Origin of the sequence: Paucibacter soli, from assembly GCF_037482845.1 — a bacterium.
GTDB classification, from domain to species: domain Bacteria; phylum Pseudomonadota; class Gammaproteobacteria; order Burkholderiales; family Burkholderiaceae_C; genus Paucibacter_B; species Paucibacter_B soli.
In genome coordinates this window covers 1-14,947 of record NZ_JBBHJW010000009.1, presented here as the reverse complement: position 1 = coordinate 14,947, position 14,947 = coordinate 1, and the positions used below count along the sequence as shown (strand labels likewise).

The following is a 14,947-nucleotide window of genomic DNA, read 5'->3' as shown; positions in this document are numbered from 1 at the left end:
AAGAGTTGGGTATGTGGTTTAGATATCACTTCCACATCGAATGAACAAGTCGACTCGTGCGCACCGCGACTCACAGGGGAATGTCGAACTGTTCGGCATAGCGGCGGATCGCCGCCTGAGAGTCCATGTGCAGCTTCGACTGCAGCAGGGCGCGCAGGCGGCCGGCCAGCACTTCTTTGGGCTCCTCGATCTCCTCGACCGTGATGCGATAGCGCTTGACGCTCACCGCGCCATTTAGCACGCGCGGCTTCTGAGAAGCCAGGTTTGCGAGTTGGAAGGCGCTCGGCAGTCCATAGACCTCTGTTGCTGGATTCATAGCAGTCCTCCTGTGCTGGATATGGAGCGAAGAAAAGCCCGGCGCGCGGCCGGGCTTGGCGCCACCCGCAGAGCGGTCTCAGGCTGCGACGGGGTCCTTCTGCGAAACCGGCGCTGCGCCGCGCATCTGCGCGATGTGCAAAACGGCGCATTTGGACCAGTTCTCAAGGCGCTCGAAAACATCGGGCTGCAGCAGGTAGTCCAGGGTCACGAACATACCCTTCTCGACGACACCGGCTTCAGCCATCATTGCCTCCTTCTCGGAGGCGCTGACCTGGCGGATGGACAGCAGGCCGATGTGGACCTGGCCGACTTCATTGGTTGGATCGCAGATCAGACCCTCGAACTTCAGATGGGCAGGAGGAAGGCAAGCCTCCTCGTCGAGTTCACGGTTGGCCTCGGCAACCAGGTGGGACTCCAGGGGCTGGCCAGCCTCCGGCGGCAGATCCACGTGGCCACCCAAGCCGATGCTGATGTTGCCATGCAAGCGGCCCTCGGCGCCGGCCTTGCCGCGGGTATAGGCAAAGATGTCTCCGGAGTCATCCAACGCAACGACATACGGAAGCAGCTGCTTCCAGCTGGGGTCGTTCTCGCAGCACTCATTGACCTTGCGACCGCGCAGTGAAGTCGGGAGATCGAAGAAGCCTGCAGGGATCGGCAGCAGCGAGCAAGCGACAGCCGAAGCGAAAGGAGTGTCCTCACTGCGAACGCAGAGAGCGACTTGGATCGGGGTGGAAAGGGTGGTCATAAAGCAAAGGTGGTTCGATGGTTTGGATGGCGACGGATGATGCACTTGAAATAGCACTTCCTGTTGCAAGCGCAAGGCAAGCCTGGGCGTGATGAGTTCATTTTTTGCAAGCTGGCAGAGGAGGGGTCATGGCCTGGGATTGTTGGTCCCTTCGTCGCCACGATAGGCCGAAGGCCAGATTCCCCGCGTCGTGTCCAGGCCCAAGTCCCCGCCACAGTGTCGACAAAGTCCCCCGGACTTCGCGCAAGGAACGCACATGGCAGACGTTTTTGTGCTGCTGTACTGCTGGTCCACGCCGCAGCACATGCAAGGCTGAACCGCGAAGGCCTGCCCGGCCAACCCGACGAAATAGAAACAGGCCTTGCATTGCTGCTCCGCCAGACGATTGCATTGCTGAGGATCGTCCTGCAATTTCTTTGCCAGCTTCAGCAGATCCAACACTCGAGCTGCCGACATCTGTGTCGCCAGCCGCATAGATTGGGCCGTCATTGGGCGGGGCTCTTTGCGCATTCGTGTGTCCGTTTCCTAGGAAACAAAAAAGCCGCACTAGGCGGCTTTCTGTTCAGATAGACCCTGAGCAGTCCCAGGGCCGCAAGCTCAACCGCAGGCGCCAACGGTGCCGCAATTCAGGCACTTGGTGCAGCCGTTGATGTCATGGACGTCGCTAGCGCCGCAGTCATTGCACTTCTTGCCAGTGCCAGCCGGGAACATCGCTTCGACACCGGTGCGAACGGCCTCAGTGGCCGCGGGAGCAGCGTCGACGGCAGAGGCCCGGAAGCAGCCTTGGCGCTTGGCCAGGTTTGCGGCCAGCACTTCGACAGAGTTCTGCTTGCCGTTGGCGTCCAGGAAGCCACGATCGATCAGCACTTCCTTGATTGCGTGACCGATGACGGCCACTTCGGAACCATGGAACAGGCCACCCTTGCTGCCATCAGCCTTGTCGACGGTGCCGTACATGATTGAGCCGTTTTCCCAGGTGATCTTGGCCATGTTCTTCAGGGCCTTCACAATCGGAACGCCGTAGCGGGCCGACAGCGACAGCTGCATCATGTGCGAGGCGGCCCATTGCTGGCCCTGGCCGATCTGGTTCGAGGGCAGGAAGAACTCGACGGGACGCTCGATCTTCACCGGCTTGCCGTTCACGACGCCGTCGACCTGGGCGAAGCTGATGATGAGGAATACCGACTGCTTGCCTTCCCTGGTGTAGTAGTTGACGCGCTTCGAAACGGCCTCGAGATCGCCTTCAGCGCGGTTCTCCAACGCCACACGCATCGGATCAACGTCAGCCAGCACGGGAGCCACAGGGGCAGGTGCAGGAGCAGCCGAGGTGACCGACAGAACCGAGCCGATCACGGAGTTGGGACGGTAGGTGGCCAGGCCCTTCAGGTTGGCCTTCCAGCCATCCATGTACAGGTTCTTGAAGTCCTCGTAGGGGTAGTCAGCGGGGACGTTCACGGTCTTGCTGATCGAGGTATCCAGGAAGGGTTGCACAGCCTCCAGCATCTTCATGTGGTTGTCGGCCGACATATCCAATGCCGTCACAAACTGCTCCGGCAGCTTGGTCATGTCGTGGCCGAGGTGGCGATACAGGCGCCAGGCGTGGTCAGCCACTTCGTAGTCCTGGAAGCTGCCGTCGACCATGCGCTTCTTGCGGGTGTAGGTCCAGGAGAAGGCCGGTTCGATGCCGTTGCTGGAGTTGTCAGCGAAGGCCAGAGTGATCGTGCCAGTGGGGGCGATGGCCAACAGGTGGCTGTTGCGCAGACCACGGGTGCGGATTGCGTCCTTGATGAAGTCAGGCAAGCGGCTGGCAAAGCCACCTTGCAAGAACTTCTCAGCGTCAAGCAGAGGGAACGAACCCTTCTCCTCGGCGAGATCGACCGATGCCATGTAGGCGGCATCACGCATCACGCGGGTGATCTCAGCGGCCATGGCACGGCCTTCTTCGCTGTCGTAGCGCAGGCCCAGCATCACGAGCGCATCACCCAGGCCCAGGTAGCCCAGACCGACGCGACGCTTGCTGTCGGATTCTTTCTTCTGCTGAGGCAGCGGCCAGTAGGTGGCGGACAGCACGTTGTCGAGCATGCGAATGGCGGTCTTGCTCAGCGCAGCAATGCCGGCCATGTCCATGCGGGCATTCGGAGTGAAGGCATCGAGAACGAAACGGGTCAGGTTGATGGAGCCCAGATCGCAGCAGCCATAGGGAGGCAGGGGCTCTTCGGCACAGGGGTTGGTTGCCTCGATGACTTCGCAGTACCAGAGGTTGTTCTCCGAGTTCATGCGGTCGATGTAGAGGATGCCAGGCTCTGCATGATCGTAGGTGGCCTGCATGATCTGGTTCCACAGATCCAGGGCGGCGACCTTGCGATAGACCCACTTGCCATCTTCGCGCTGATAGGCGCCAGCGGCCTTCTGCGGCTCACCAGGGGCTGCCGAATGCACCAGGTCCACATCAGCGCCGGCCTCGACAGCCTCCATGAAGGCATCGGTCACGCCGATGGACACGTTGAAGTTCTTCAGGGCGCCCTTGTCCTTGGCGTGGATGAACTCTTCGATATCGGGGTGATCGCAACGCAGGACGCCCATCTGAGCGCCTCGACGGGCACCGGCAGACTCGACGGTTTCGCAGCTACGGTCAAAGACGTGCATGTAGCTCACCGGACCCGAGGCACTCGAGTGAGTCGAGCCCACCCAGGAACCCTTCGGACGAATGCGCGAGAAGTCGTAGCCAACACCACCGCCGCGACGCATGGTCTCAGCTGCCTCTTTGAGGGCAGTGTAGATGCCAGGATAGCCATCCTTGTCGGGCTTGCCGATGGAGTCACCAACGGGCTGCACAAAGCAGTTCATCAGAGTGGCTTCCAGCTCGGTGCCAGCTGCGGACATGATGCGACCTGCGGGAACGAAACCGGCGTTGAGGGCAGCCAGAAACTCGATCTCCACAGCTTCGCGCTTGCTTTCAACCTCGACAGCGGCCAATGCCTTTGCCACCCGGGCGTAAATCGGCTGAAAGCCAACCTCATCACCCTTGGCGTACTTTTCCTGCAACACGTCAACACTGACTTGCTGGGGTTCCATAGCAGCTGCGGCCAGGACGGAATGGGCAATGGGAGCGTTCATGATTCAGGTCTTTCGGGTGAGGCTTTGAAGGTGATGACTGCATCTCTGCATTGCTGATAAGATATCATATACACACTAAATGTTCAATGGTAACGGGCACTTAGCCACACACAAAGCCATGAAATAGAGAGAATTTCTCACCAAGGAACACACCCAAACCCCACCCACTCTCCTGTGCCAGCTTGCCAAAACGGGAGCCTGCGACCTCCCTTGGCATTGCCAAGCTCGTGTGATATTTAGGCCCAAGCGATAGAACCAAGGAACTCGATTGAACCTCCACACAATCCGAACCAAGCAGGCCGACATGGCCTTTGCCGCCGACAACTTCGGCCCGGGAGTCGAGGTGGAGGCCAGCAATGGCTGGGAGGGCATGACCCCCGGAAGGGAGATCACTCGCAAGGTGTTCTGCACGCCAGATCAAGATGGGGATGGCGCTGACGCGGCAAGCTTCGTGGTGAACTTCACTGTCGTTTGCGAGTCCATCGAAAGCGCTCGGATCTCGGAGGTTTACGCGCTCGATGCTGCCAACGGCACGCACGTCGGAAACGCTGTTCATGTGAGTGAGCCAGTTTCGCCAGCGAAGGTGTCGGCCTGGGATCAAAGCCGCGCCCAGACCATCCTTGCTGAAGCCAAGACACGCTATGGCGCTGGATGGGATCACCTGAGTGATGACCAGCGCAACAACTTCCTCGACGCCCAGGTGCTTCGCTGCCTGATGGCACAGGATGTGGAGAAGTTCACAGCCGCACAAGAGATGGTGGATCGGATGCGCCGGGCAATCGCCGGCGCGAGCCAGGCCACCGCGCGCGATAAGCGCCGCGTCCCTTCCGCCTGAGAGGGAGCCATGCGAACCCCGCAGCGATACGACGTGCTCTCCCTGGAGCGCCTGCTGGTGATCGACTTCGAGAACACCTGCGGGCCCGGGGTGACACCTGGAACCTCGGACATCATCGAGGTCGGCGCCTACCAGTGGATCCGGGGCGAGGAGATTGATCGCGCGCGGGCGATCTCCATCAAGGTGAGGCCGACCCGATCCGAGGTGAACAAGTTCTGCACCCACTTGACGGGCATCTACCCGCACGAGCTGGAAGGGTTGCCGATCTTTGAGCAACGAGCCCCGCTGATCCAGGCCCTGGCGACGGACTTTGGTGCTCAGGCATGGGTGTCGTGGGGGCAGGACCAGAACCTACTCCACAAGCAATGCGTCGGTGCCGGCGTTGAAAACCCATTCGAGGGCCTGCCTCATTTCGACATCAAGCGACTCTTGACATCGATGGTCTATGAGGTCTCCGGTGGGCAGCGCCCCAAGGGATCTAGCGACGGCGTTGGACTCAAGACCGCCTTGAAGGAGCTCGGCTTGGACTTCCAGGGGCGCCAGCACAGTGGTTCTGACGACGCCCTGAATACAGCCATCCTGCTGCAGACCTTGCGCAACGGCGCCCAAGAGAAAGACCTTCGGGCGCCGGTTGGCCAGGCCACGCGGCGTCCGCGCATTCCCCTTCCTAGGCGAGCTGGCAGCCCGGAGGGTTGCCCCAAGGCGTGAGCCGAATCGCCAGGAGGGGTCTGGCGGGCGAGGCTCTCGCGCCCTGCGAGAGCCTCCACGGACTTGGGTCTACGGCCTGGCTTGTCCGTCGTCCCCTGGTTCTGACGTACTGCTTCACCACATCGAGCGTGACGCCGCCCACTCTGGAGGCAAAGTAGGCCCGGTGCCAGAAGGCCAGCTTCTTGTAGAAGCCGGCCAGGTGCTCGCGAAAGCGAGCGCCGCACCGGCGCGCTGAAGCTGTCTTCAGGTTGTTGATGAGCGTCGAGATGTTCAGCGCCGGATGGATGTCGGCCAGCAGATGCGCTTGGTCGGCTTCGCCACCGAACTCCAGCAACTCGCAGCGCCAATCGGCGAGCACCTCGCCGAAGGCCTGGCGCAGGTAGTCGATCAACTCAGGCGAGAGAGTCTTGCGCCGGTACTTGGTCACCAAAACAATGTGCAGCCTAATCTGGAATACAGCGTGAGAAGAGGAGCGATGCGGTTGCTGATTCATGCGGCCTAGCATATATTATAGCTAATACACCAGCAACATGAGCACCGGCTACCGCTTCCGCGCCTACCCCGACGACCAAGTCGCCGGTGTGCTCGCGCGCTGGATTGGCTGCCAACGCTTCATCAAGAACGCCAAGGTTCGGGAGGACCGCTACTACCGAGCGTTCCAGCGGCGCTTCGCCGCCTTCGCTGGGCAGCACGCGCCGGTGGACCAGGCGTACTCGCACCTTATCGGCGATGGTGGCGGATGCGAAGACGCCAATACCGCCTGGCTGCGCGAAGTGCCTTCGCATGTGCTGCGCAACGGCGCGGTGCGCTTCTACCAGGCGTACCAGCGCTTCTTCAAAGGCCTGGCGCGCCGGCCGACCATCACCTCGCGCCACGGCGAGCAGTCGGCGTGGCTCACCTCCGAGTTGTTCGAGTTCGTGCCGGCCAAGCACGACGCCGATGGCGTCGTCACCGCCTGGAGGCTGCTCATCGGCACGAAGAAATTTCCCTGCGGCGAGTTGCCCTTCAAGGACCACATCGCTGGCCACAAGCCAGGATGGACGCCACCGGCGTCCATCCATGTGTCGGTCAACGCCGGGCGGTGGCATGTCTCGTTCAGCAACGAGGCTGGCCATGGCGTTGTCACTCCAACCGAGCAAGAGACGCTCGATCATCTGCGCAGCTTCACCGCGGCCGAGCTTGCGGCCAAGACCGTTGGCCTGGACCGCGGTGTGGCTGTACCGCTGATGGCGACCGTCGCCGCAGGCGCTGCACCGCCCCGGGCCTTCGAGCTGCTCGACATCCAGAAGCGGCGCCTGGCCAAGAAGGAGCAGCAGCGCAAGCGCTGGCAGCGCCGGGCCGCTCGTCGCGTCAAGGGTTCGAGGAACCGGCGCAAGGCGAGCCAGCGCGCGGCGCGCGCCGGGCTCTATGCAGCCGACGTCCGCACGGACTTCGCGCACCAGACCAGCCGCGCGCTGGTTGACGGCCCGAGTCTGCTATTCGTCTTCGAAGCGCTGCAGGTCAAGAACATGACCCGCTCGGCCGCCGGCACGGTGGACGCGCCAGGGAAGAAAGTCGCGCAGAAGCGCGGCCTCAACCGCTCCATCCTGGCGAGCAGCTGGGGCGAGACGAAGCTCTTCACGAAGTACAAGGCCCTCGCCGCAGGCAAGCTCTGCATCGAGGTGCCGCCACACCATAGCTCGCAAGAGTGCTCGGCCTGCGGCCACACTCATGCGGACAACCGACCAGCGCACATTTGCCAGAGCCGGTTCGTCTGCCAGCGTTGCGGGCATGCCGAGAACGCCGACACCAACGCAGCGCGCGTCATCGCGCGCCGCGGGGTCGAGGCCGTGGTCTCGGGAAGCTACACCCTGCGGGAGAAAAAGAAGGTTGGCAGCCTGCGGCGCCAACCTTCGACCGCAGTCTCCGAAATCCTAGGGCCGGAACGGTCCGAAGCTACGCCTGTGGAGACACCGGTAAGCCCTCGAGCGCCAAGGCGCCCGAGGCTCATGTCGACGAAGCAGGAAGTTCCCGGCGCGAGCCAGGAAACCCCCACTACAGCGCTACGCGCTTAGTGGCGGGAGGTTCATTGGACCCGATCATGATTCTGCCGTCTTCGATTCTTCGACAACCCCAGTTGCCCGGCATGGCCATGGCTACGGAGCACAACGCCGTCGGCCAGGTCGCGCTGATGCGCGACATTCCCATACACCGCGTGGAGATCCATCAGCTGGTGGAGCACGCGGGCCTGCTCCGCGCCGGCGCGCTGCCGGTGGGCACCGTTGAGTTCGTGCGCGAGGCCATGCGGGTTGCCGGGATCAATGAACCCGAGTCCATGAGCTACCCAGTCGAGCTCAATGTACTGCTAGGCCGCCAACTGGACGTGATGCCGCTGGACAGAGTTCGGGGGCGCAAGTTCATCAAGCCGGTCACGACCAAGATCTTCACTGGCTTCGTTTGGGATCCTTCGGCACCCGATGAGACCTACAGTGAGCACGACCTCGAGCAACTGGAAGTCACGCGCGGATTGAAGCCGGAGACCATGGTCTACGTTGCCGAGCCGGTCCGATTCCTTTGCGAGTGGCGCGTCTACGTCCAGGGCGGGCTCATCCTTGGCTCGGCCAGGTACGACCAGGACGGCGAGGACGAGGCGCCGACTCCAGACGCGGACCTGGTGCGACGGGCGGTCGATCTGATGTCGGACTCGAAGGGTGCGCCGGCGGCGTATGGGCTCGATGTCGGGGTGCTGGACACCGGAGAGACCGTGGTCTGCGAAGTCAATGACGCCTGGGCCCTGGGGCTCTATGGGCGCGCCGTCGAGGCGAGGGACTATGTGTCCATGCTGGCAAGTCGTTGGGTGCAGATTCGAGGAGCTTGAGGCCGGAGATACTAAGAAGGTCGTCACCCGGACCTTGTGCACCTCCAGAAAACTGTGCCTATAATCCGTTTACGAACTTAACGAGATTAACAGATCCCCATGGAGCTCCTTGAGCTGACCCACTGCTTTGCGGATAGCGATGCGCGCCTTGATGGTGTGCTCGCCGACCTGCGACTGCAGCGGCATCGGGGGTGTGGGCGCCAGTCTCGTGGAATGGCTGCCAGGGCTGCGGAGCAGATTCGTAGACTTCGAGGTTTTGCCGACAAGACTGCGTTAACTCAGGATGATCTAGAAGATGTCCTGAATCAAGCGCTGTCGCCGTACGAGTCGCTTGTTGCCACGGTGCGCCGAGCGCATCACAACCTAAATTCGATTCTTTCTGCGCTGGATGAGGTCCAGCACGCAGTCGAAGACCGGCGGATCATTCGCCACCTGCTCAAGGTTGGATGCAGTCTCGCTGCGGACGCTTGCCGGAAGTCAGCACTCTTGATGTGGGTGCTCGCCCGCAGTTTCCTGCAGCGCGTGAACCTGCAAATCGCCACTTGGACCACTCCAGTGCGTGCCAATGGCTATTTCGGCACTAGCAAGGTAGACGGCCGAAACTTGCCCTGACCCCCAGAGGGACGCGAAAGCGATATGAAGCACCTTTCGACAACAACTTCCGCTCCTGGGCGGCCAATGGGCGCCCAAGCCGACCGACATTCACCCTACATGTCCCTGGCGGCCACAACCGCGCTCATCGCTTCGGGTCAAGCTGACCGAATGAAGCGGCTGGAAGCTGAGGACATGGTCAATACAGACCAGGCCGCTGAAATGGCTGGAACATCGAGAGTCACGATCAACGCATGGATCAAGAAGGGCAGGGCCATCGGCCTCGCCCAGACCACGCGCGGGTTCAAGCTGCCGCGCTGGCAGTTCGAGCCGGCGATGTGGCCAGCGATCCAGCGACTGTCCGCTGCACTTGATGTGACTGATGGATGGGCCATCCTGGGATTTCTGGAGACGCCGCAAGGCGGCCTGGACGGCAGAACGCCGCGCCAAGCCATTGAGCAAGGCGAGCTGGCAAGGGTGATGGAGCTGGCGGGAGCGGAGGGCACCTGATCCCTCCCGATGGACCTCAACGAATTTGAGCAATCACCGGCCTATCTGCTGCCGGCCACAACAGCAGTATTTCGAATTCAGTGCTCCAAGCCGCGCCCTGGCACACGTCGAGTGGGAAAGCTGCGCCTGGCGCCCCCTGGCCTCATGAGGGGTCGCTTTGACCTCCATGATGACCTTGTTGGTTACTTCGCAATGCAACCCTGCACAGCAGCCTACGAAGCCCTGGCCAGGCGCGAGAAGATGTGGCTGTCCTTGGCTGAAGTCGCCAAGCGCGAGCTGCTCTGCATGCGCGCTGATGCCGAGATCAAGCTGCTGGACCTGCGGCCGCACGCATCGTCCAGGCCCGTTCTCCAGTCCTTGCGGTTTGGATTCACTCAAGACCTGGCCAAGCAGGCCGCGGCAGCGGGCTATCAGGGCATCATCTACCTGTCTGCCCAGCAGCATGGCATGGAGTGTCTAGCGATCTTCGGGGCCGCACTCAAGCTCATGAGATTCGAGTGGGCCGAAGACCTGGTTTCGCCAGAGACCGGGGCTCTGCACAAGGTGGTCGGCGAGGTCTGCGAAGGCGCATGCCTGAGCCTGATGCCATGACAGGCCTTGTCGGCGCCAACAGTGCGTGATATCTCAACTGCATAAGGAGTCAACCTATGAGCATCACTCTCACCGGCGCGCAGTTCAAACGGTACTACGAGGATCCGGCGTGGTGGCCTGATGGCGCGTTTCACGACGACAATGAAATTTTCGTCAATGGCACCAAGACGGATGATCTCGATGTCGAGTCGATGAAGGACACCGACAAGGTGGAGATCCGTGGCGGCATCGTCTGTTATGACGACGGTGATGACATGGACATGGTCAGCCACGCCAGCGAGTGGCTGAAGGCTCAAAGCACGGCGGCACTGATGATCGAGGCCCCGCTGGACAAGTTGGACGCCATCAAGGCTGCGGTCATTGCAGCCGGCGGAACAGTTTTGGAGGCCTGATCGATGCGCTCCGACATCCAGGCGACCTATGCCAAGCTGGCCCGCAAAGAGCCGATCACCGAAGACGAGATCGTGTCCATGCTCAAGGATCTGGATCACTGCCAGCAAGCGACGGCCCACCTCGCTTCATGTCAAGCAGCGACCCTTGAGGGTCTGCCGAAATCTGCTTCAAATTGACATCCTCCCCGGCCTGAAGGCCGAGGATTCCTACTGCGCTGGACTTGGAATGAGACAAGCTCATACCAAAGCCTTTGCTTCGGTGGGTTCCTGCTTCATCGGAGCTGCGCGCCTCGACCGAGCTTGACGCTGGGCCGCTGCGCGACTGACCTCTCCTCCACAGGCAACGGTCGAAGTTTCCATCGACCAGACCGCGTGCCCCGCGGCCAAGATGTTCTTCGCGGCGTGAGCGTCCGCGTTCTCTGTGTGGCCACAGGCCACGCAGTTGAAGAGCGATTGGCTCTTCCTGTTCTCAGCCGACTCGTGTCCGCAGATGCGACAGGTGCGACTCGTGTATGCCGGGTTGACCAGGATGACCTGGCCACCGCGCCACTGGACCTTGTAGGTGAGCTGCCTGGCGAACTCGCCCCATGCGGCATCGAGGATGCCGCGGTTCAGCCCGGCCTTCGCTCGGGCGTTCTTGCCCGGCGCTTCGACGGTGCCCTTGGCACTGGCCGACATGTTCTTGATGCGCAGGTCTTCGAGCGCGATGACCGGGTGCTGGTCGGCCAAGTCGGTGGAGAGCTTGTGCAGCCAGTCGCTGCGCTGATGCGCGATGCGACGATGCAGCGCGCCGAGCCGGGCTACCGCCTTCTTGCGATTGGCCGAGCCCTTCTTCTTGCGAGAAACGCTGCGCTGGTAGCGCCGCAGGCGCACCTGCTGCCTGGCCAGCGCCTTGAGCGGCGCGACCAGGAATCCAGCCGAGGTGGCGGCGAACGCCGCCAGCCCCAGGTCGATTCCCAGCGTTGGCGCAACACCAAGCGCCGGCACAGTTTCGCGAGTCTCGACCTGGATCGACGCAAACCACTTCGAACCTTCGCGGGTGATGCTCACATTGCGCAGCACACCATCGACCCGCTGACTCATGCGAAGCCGCACCCAGTTGAGCTTGGGCAGTTTGATGCGGCCGTTGGCCGCATCCATGCTGAACTGCTTCGGGTCGGGGAAGCGGATGCCAGGCTCATCGCCGTAGCGCTTGAACTCCGGTGGTCCGGTGCGGCCGCGGCCTCCTGCTTGTCCTGCCTTCGCAGCGGCGAAGAACCGCTTGTACGCCTCATCGAGTCGCCGCAGCACCTGCTGCTGCGGGTGAACCGGGCCTTCAGCAAGCCAAGCAGTCGCCGGCGCGTTGCGCCAGACTGTGAGCCATTTGCACATCTCGGCATGGCCGGCGTACTTCTCGCCGCGGGCATGCCGTGCACGCTGCTCGGCCAAGGCTCTGTTCCAGACTTGCCGACCCATGCCGGCGTATCGACGCAACTGAGCCTCGACCGCCGGTCGAGTGCGTAGTTGGAATCGATAGGCCTTGATGCTCACGAAATCGAGATATCACATGGACCGGAAACGTGCCAACTCGCCTGGCAGGACGCCAGGCTCGGCGCTTTCCTTCTCCGGCCTGAAGGCCGTGGCTTGCCGCGCTGCTGGGTCAGAACGCAGCCGGCACGAGTTGATCTGCGATGTCGCAGTCAGACTTATCGCTGGCGACGTGACAGCCGTAAAGTACCCAACCACTAAGGCGGCGGCCCAAGGGCGCTGTACGACAGCAATCGAATGCAGCAAGGCGGACGCCGAAAAGTGGGCGGACGCCAAGGCTTCAATGAAGGCGATGGGCTAGGAAGACCGGGTATTCGGTTTCGGCTGCGTTTACCCTCGTCGAAATCCGGTTTGGCCGTCCCGTGCCGAACTAGAAGCCTATGCGCCAACTTTCCTTGAAACGCCCTGATGGGCCTTGTCGGCGCCAACCGTGCGTGATATCTGTACAGCAGTAAGGGTCAAACTCTGAGCATCACCTGTTGACTTTGTGGCCGGTGCTCTGCCTTTCAAGGAGAAACGGAAAATGACGAACAACGGAAAGACAGCTTCAGTCGTCAGTAGAGACGGACTGACGACTGGTGTCGCCAGCAATCTAGCCGGCTATCGCTGCCAGATGGAGGGCTGCACCGGTCGCCGCCTGGTCGTGAAGTGGCCTGACGGCAAGTCCACGCGGCCTTGCACAAAGGGCATGTTCACCCGACCTGACGGCAATCTGCAGATCGGCTGAAGGAGGCACTGAAAATGATGGCAACCACACGAAGTGGACAGCATGCTTTCGCCTACTGCGGCATGCGTCTTCCGCTGCAGGTGCTTCGCTCTCAGGCTGGCTTCTACATCGGAACGGCGACTGACGACGGGCCTTGCAGTCGCGAGTCCGTCGAATACTGGCCAACAGAAGACGCAGCCACTACCGCCCTCACAACGGGCGACTGGAACCAACGCGACGAGCCTTGAATCAAAACCAACCCGGACGGGCACTTGCTGCCCCACCGGGCCGGTGCTCTCCGCCAAATAGGAGAAACGGAAAATGAGCGGAAACGCACGCAATGCGCGTCTTGAACCAATTGCCTCGAAGGTTGCTGAAGCACTTCCTGGAAAACACAGGTACGAATCAGGCTATCGTGATGCCCTGGAGTCCATGGCGCTTGCGCTGGCCGACTCGCCGCCTGGTGTGCTGGAAGCAGCTATCGAGACTGCTCTCGATGCCTACGGCAACAATGCAGGCTGAAAATGATCGGAAACGTAGATTCGCAACGCTCGGCGACCTTTGGCGCCAATGACGTCAAGCACCCGTTTGCACAGTACACGCTCAGCCAGGCTGTTGCGTTGGCGAAGCAAACCGCGGAACTTCGCGATGACCCTGCAGTGACCTCATTGAGCGAAGCTCGCGAAGTCATTCAAGGCGCTGTCAAACGCTCGGACCACCACTGGATCACGGGCTACGCGGCTCTTGACGTTCTGGACGCAGCCATTGATGGCCGCGACCTGAGCCAAGACTGCCGGCTTATCTAGTCACCTCACCCAGATGGGCATCTGATGCCCACCCGGGCCGGTGCTCTTCACAAATAGGAGAAACTGAAAATGAACACCAACAATGTTGAACTCGACGCTGAGTTCTCACGTCTCGAAAAAGTGGCTCCGGAATGGAGTTTGGCAGTACGTCGTGACTCGGCTATCGACACCTTCGCAATGAAGTGGGGAATGCCGAAGGACGAAGTTGGCGAGCATGTCGATTCATACCTGCGTCAGGGATCCATGGCGCTGAAGACCGGACCAAAGCTCAACGACGCCGAAGAAGCTGAGGCGGCTCAGGAACTGTTGGCTATGGCAGAGCGGCCCCGAGGCTGATTTCAACATCCTCGGAGGGCGCTCAATGCCCTCCGGGCCGGTGCTCTCCATCAAACAGGAGAACAATGAAAATGACGACGAACCAATCCCACCCCGACGACGTTGCTGTCACCGCAGGACTGCTTGCTTGCAGTCGTGTTGGCGATCCGCAAGGCAGGTGAGTTCTACCGGGCTGAGAGCAGCTTGGCAGAACACCTGCAGATGTCGGCACAGCTCGACTACTTGGAGCGCTGCCCGAACGAGGTACTCCGCACCGAGTATCAAGTCTTGCCAACGACCTGTGTCTTCAACCCATATCGAGGCTGGCGAAAAGTCTGACCGACCGCACTCTCAACACCCCAAGCCCCGCGCATCCTTCATCGGATGCCGGGGCTTCTTCATGGCCGGACGGGAAGGACTGTTCGGCCCAAGTTTCCTAGATTCGTAGGGTTGGCGCGGCTTTGCGGACAGTTCTGGCGTGATGCTGCCGAAATCGTCTCGTATTCTCGTGGCCTGGAGGACTATTCCGATGGCCAAGGCTCCCGTGATCGAAGACGCCGCGATGCGCCACGCATTCAAGGTGGCGGCCGTCACCGGGCAGACGGCAGCCCGCGATGTGGCGCTGTTGCATGTCCTGTACGGCACAGGAATGACAGCCACCGAAGTTGCCCTACTCGAAGTCGCCGACGTGCTCGATGAGCGCGGCGAGTTCAGGCGACGGTCGGAGGTTCGCGCGGCCATCAGCTTCAACGGTCGGGCCCGGCCGGTGTACTGGGTTAACTCGAAGCTATGCGACGCCTTGGATGCCTACTTCGCCGAGCGGGTGAAGATGGGGCAGGGGGTGACAGCCTGGCGCTCTCAGTGGCGCGGCCTGGTCCAGCTAGGCCCGGTGTTCCTGACCAATGACGGCCGCCCGTTCACGCTTACGA

The 14,947-nt window shown here is 61.5% G+C and carries 20 protein-coding genes; 14 read left to right on the top strand and 6 right to left on the bottom strand.

Annotated elements, in window-relative coordinates; genetic code table 11:
* Positions 1–70: 70 nt before the first annotated feature.
* The 4 genes from WG898_RS17930 to WG898_RS17920 form a co-directional block, all read right to left on the bottom strand.
* On the bottom strand, positions 71–316 hold the full coding sequence (locus WG898_RS17930) for a hypothetical protein (RefSeq protein WP_339604171.1): 246 nt from the start codon (positions 314–316) through the stop codon (positions 71–73).
* Positions 317–394: 78 nt separating this feature from the next.
* Entirely contained in the window at positions 395–1,063 is a 669-nt protein-coding gene (locus tag WG898_RS17925) for a hypothetical protein (RefSeq protein WP_339604170.1), read from the bottom strand.
* A gap of 126 nt (positions 1,064–1,189) precedes the next feature.
* Positions 1,190–1,519 carry a K201_gp033 family CxxC-rich protein gene (locus WG898_RS25360; RefSeq protein ID WP_506546838.1) on the bottom strand — a complete coding sequence of 110 codons (330 nt, stop codon included), beginning with the start codon at positions 1,517–1,519 and terminating at the stop codon, positions 1,190–1,192.
* 141 nt (positions 1,520–1,660) lie between these two features.
* Positions 1,661–4,180 (bottom strand): adenosylcobalamin-dependent ribonucleoside-diphosphate reductase, encoded by a 2,520-nt coding sequence (locus tag WG898_RS17920; protein ID WP_339604169.1) that lies wholly within the window; start codon positions 4,178–4,180, stop codon positions 1,661–1,663.
* Positions 4,181–4,484: 304 nt separating this feature from the next.
* Here WG898_RS17920 and WG898_RS17915 point away from each other — a divergent pair, with 304 nt between their 5' ends.
* Together WG898_RS17915 and WG898_RS17910 are read left to right on the top strand one after the other, a co-directional pair.
* Positions 4,485–5,015, top strand: a complete 531-nt coding sequence (locus tag WG898_RS17915; protein ID WP_339604168.1) for a hypothetical protein — start codon at positions 4,485–4,487, stop codon at positions 5,013–5,015.
* A gap of 9 nt (positions 5,016–5,024) precedes the next feature.
* On the top strand, positions 5,025–5,723 hold the full coding sequence (locus WG898_RS17910; protein WP_339604167.1) for an exonuclease domain-containing protein: 699 nt from the start codon (positions 5,025–5,027) through the stop codon (positions 5,721–5,723).
* Here WG898_RS17910 and tnpA read toward each other — a convergent pair.
* Positions 5,683–6,216 (bottom strand): IS200/IS605 family transposase, encoded by a 534-nt coding sequence (gene tnpA / locus WG898_RS17905; protein WP_339604166.1) that lies wholly within the window; start codon positions 6,214–6,216, stop codon positions 5,683–5,685. The genes WG898_RS17910 and tnpA overlap by 41 nt on opposite strands.
* A gap of 37 nt (positions 6,217–6,253) precedes the next feature.
* Here tnpA and WG898_RS17900 point away from each other — a divergent pair, with 37 nt between their 5' ends.
* The 7 genes from WG898_RS17900 (at position 6,254) to WG898_RS17870 (ending at position 10,841) form a co-directional block, all read left to right on the top strand.
* Positions 6,254–7,777, top strand: a complete 1,524-nt coding sequence (locus WG898_RS17900; RefSeq protein ID WP_339604165.1) for an RNA-guided endonuclease InsQ/TnpB family protein — start codon at positions 6,254–6,256, stop codon at positions 7,775–7,777.
* Between the two features lie 14 nt (positions 7,778–7,791).
* Positions 7,792–8,580 (top strand): ATP-grasp domain-containing protein, encoded by a 789-nt coding sequence (locus tag WG898_RS17895; protein ID WP_339604164.1) that lies wholly within the window; start codon positions 7,792–7,794, stop codon positions 8,578–8,580.
* Between the two features lie 99 nt (positions 8,581–8,679).
* The gene (locus WG898_RS17890) at positions 8,680–9,192 is read left to right on the top strand and encodes a hypothetical protein (protein ID WP_339604163.1); all 513 of its coding nucleotides are present in this window, start codon (positions 8,680–8,682) and stop codon (positions 9,190–9,192) included.
* Positions 9,193–9,291: 99 nt separating this feature from the next.
* Complete coding sequence (locus WG898_RS17885; protein ID WP_339604162.1) at positions 9,292–9,681, top strand: hypothetical protein; 390 nt, start codon at positions 9,292–9,294, stop codon at positions 9,679–9,681.
* Between the two features lie 9 nt (positions 9,682–9,690).
* Positions 9,691–10,272 (top strand): RES family NAD+ phosphorylase, encoded by a 582-nt coding sequence (locus WG898_RS17880; RefSeq protein WP_339604161.1) that lies wholly within the window; start codon positions 9,691–9,693, stop codon positions 10,270–10,272.
* 56 nt (positions 10,273–10,328) lie between these two features.
* On the top strand, positions 10,329–10,664 hold the full coding sequence (locus tag WG898_RS17875) for a hypothetical protein (protein ID WP_339604160.1): 336 nt from the start codon (positions 10,329–10,331) through the stop codon (positions 10,662–10,664).
* Between the two features lie 3 nt (positions 10,665–10,667).
* On the top strand, positions 10,668–10,841 hold the full coding sequence (locus WG898_RS17870; RefSeq protein WP_339604159.1) for a hypothetical protein: 174 nt from the start codon (positions 10,668–10,670) through the stop codon (positions 10,839–10,841).
* 60 nt (positions 10,842–10,901) lie between these two features.
* Here WG898_RS17870 and WG898_RS17865 read toward each other — a convergent pair whose 3' ends face one another.
* Positions 10,902–12,194, bottom strand: coding sequence for an RNA-guided endonuclease InsQ/TnpB family protein (locus WG898_RS17865; protein WP_339604158.1), 1,293 nt, complete (start codon positions 12,192–12,194; stop codon positions 10,902–10,904).
* Between the two features lie 520 nt (positions 12,195–12,714).
* On the opposite strand from WG898_RS17865, the gene WG898_RS17860 reads away from it, so the two are divergent.
* From WG898_RS17860 to WG898_RS17835, 5 genes are all read left to right on the top strand, one after another.
* Positions 12,715–12,918, top strand: coding sequence for a hypothetical protein (locus WG898_RS17860; protein ID WP_339604157.1), 204 nt, complete (start codon positions 12,715–12,717; stop codon positions 12,916–12,918).
* Between the two features lie 300 nt (positions 12,919–13,218).
* Positions 13,219–13,419 carry a hypothetical protein gene (locus WG898_RS17850; RefSeq protein WP_339604155.1) on the top strand — a complete coding sequence of 67 codons (201 nt, stop codon included), beginning with the start codon at positions 13,219–13,221 and terminating at the stop codon, positions 13,417–13,419.
* 2 nt (positions 13,420–13,421) lie between these two features.
* Positions 13,422–13,703, top strand: coding sequence for a hypothetical protein (locus tag WG898_RS17845; protein ID WP_339604154.1), 282 nt, complete (start codon positions 13,422–13,424; stop codon positions 13,701–13,703).
* A 69-nt stretch (positions 13,704–13,772) separates the two neighbouring features.
* Positions 13,773–14,039 carry a hypothetical protein gene (locus WG898_RS17840; protein ID WP_339604153.1) on the top strand — a complete coding sequence of 89 codons (267 nt, stop codon included), beginning with the start codon at positions 13,773–13,775 and terminating at the stop codon, positions 14,037–14,039.
* Between the two features lie 508 nt (positions 14,040–14,547).
* A partial coding sequence (locus tag WG898_RS17835) for a site-specific integrase (RefSeq protein WP_506546833.1) occupies positions 14,548–14,947 on the top strand: 400 nt, incomplete at its 3' end.

What these genes read in the sequence shown, in the direction of transcription:
- WG898_RS17930 (WP_339604171.1), bottom strand. Translation starts at nt 316, where the DNA reads ATGAATCCAGCAACAGAGGTCTATGGACTGCCGAGCGCCTTCCAACTC.
- WG898_RS17925 (WP_339604170.1), bottom strand. Translation starts at nt 1,063, where the DNA reads ATGACCACCCTTTCCACCCCGATCCAAGTCGCTCTCTGCGTTCGCAGT.
- WG898_RS25360 (WP_506546838.1), bottom strand. Translation starts at nt 1,519, where the DNA reads ATGTCGGCAGCTCGAGTGTTGGATCTGCTGAAGCTGGCAAAGAAATTG.
- WG898_RS17920 (WP_339604169.1), bottom strand. Translation starts at nt 4,180, where the DNA reads ATGAACGCTCCCATTGCCCATTCCGTCCTGGCCGCAGCTGCTATGGAA.
- WG898_RS17915 (WP_339604168.1), top strand. Translation starts at nt 4,485, where the DNA reads ATGGCCTTTGCCGCCGACAACTTCGGCCCGGGAGTCGAGGTGGAGGCC.
- WG898_RS17910 (WP_339604167.1), top strand. Translation starts at nt 5,025, where the DNA reads ATGCGAACCCCGCAGCGATACGACGTGCTCTCCCTGGAGCGCCTGCTG.
- tnpA (WP_339604166.1), bottom strand. Translation starts at nt 6,216, where the DNA reads ATGAATCAGCAACCGCATCGCTCCTCTTCTCACGCTGTATTCCAGATT.
- WG898_RS17900 (WP_339604165.1), top strand. Translation starts at nt 6,254, where the DNA reads ATGAGCACCGGCTACCGCTTCCGCGCCTACCCCGACGACCAAGTCGCC.
- WG898_RS17890 (WP_339604163.1), top strand. Translation starts at nt 8,680, where the DNA reads ATGGAGCTCCTTGAGCTGACCCACTGCTTTGCGGATAGCGATGCGCGC.
- WG898_RS17885 (WP_339604162.1), top strand. Translation starts at nt 9,292, where the DNA reads ATGTCCCTGGCGGCCACAACCGCGCTCATCGCTTCGGGTCAAGCTGAC.
- WG898_RS17880 (WP_339604161.1), top strand. Translation starts at nt 9,691, where the DNA reads ATGGACCTCAACGAATTTGAGCAATCACCGGCCTATCTGCTGCCGGCC.
- WG898_RS17875 (WP_339604160.1), top strand. Translation starts at nt 10,329, where the DNA reads ATGAGCATCACTCTCACCGGCGCGCAGTTCAAACGGTACTACGAGGAT.
- WG898_RS17870 (WP_339604159.1), top strand. Translation starts at nt 10,668, where the DNA reads ATGCGCTCCGACATCCAGGCGACCTATGCCAAGCTGGCCCGCAAAGAG.
- WG898_RS17860 (WP_339604157.1), top strand. Translation starts at nt 12,715, where the DNA reads ATGACGAACAACGGAAAGACAGCTTCAGTCGTCAGTAGAGACGGACTG.
- WG898_RS17850 (WP_339604155.1), top strand. Translation starts at nt 13,219, where the DNA reads ATGAGCGGAAACGCACGCAATGCGCGTCTTGAACCAATTGCCTCGAAG.
- WG898_RS17845 (WP_339604154.1), top strand. Translation starts at nt 13,422, where the DNA reads ATGATCGGAAACGTAGATTCGCAACGCTCGGCGACCTTTGGCGCCAAT.
- WG898_RS17840 (WP_339604153.1), top strand. Translation starts at nt 13,773, where the DNA reads ATGAACACCAACAATGTTGAACTCGACGCTGAGTTCTCACGTCTCGAA.